The sequence below is a fragment of the Bacillus sp. SIMBA_026 genome (assembly GCF_046535335.1).
GTDB lineage: Bacteria > Bacillota > Bacilli > Bacillales > Bacillaceae > Bacillus > Bacillus velezensis.
This window is the reverse complement of sequence record NZ_JAWRWX010000233.1, coordinates 1-265: the sequence shown is the minus strand read 5'-3', so window position 1 is coordinate 265 and position 265 is coordinate 1. Positions and strand designations below refer to the sequence as shown.

At 67.9% G+C, this 265-nt stretch carries 1 protein-coding gene; it reads left to right on the top strand.

Annotated features, from left to right (window positions below; translation table 11 throughout):
• Window positions 1-65: 65 nt before the first annotated feature.
• On the top strand, window positions 66-265 hold a 200-nt coding region (locus SB847_RS21305; RefSeq protein WP_410578641.1), incomplete at its 3' end, for a hypothetical protein.

Sequence of the window (265 nt, the reverse complement as noted above, 5' to 3'; positions counted from 1 at the left end):
CCGCCAGTCATACCCACGGCCACATCCGCTGCTTCGGAAACCCCGACGCCGGTGGTGGTCGAACCGTGTGGCGTCACGCCCATTTCGGGGGCTCGCTGCGAAACAGGCCGTTCCAACCATCGATTTGGCAGCGAAGCATCGAACTGGGCAGCTACGTCAAGGGCAGGATTCCCCACAGCCCCCGCGCCACCGGCACCCACTGCACTCCCGACACCCGCAACGCCAGCACCCGCAACGCCGACGACGCCCACCAGACCGGACGCGC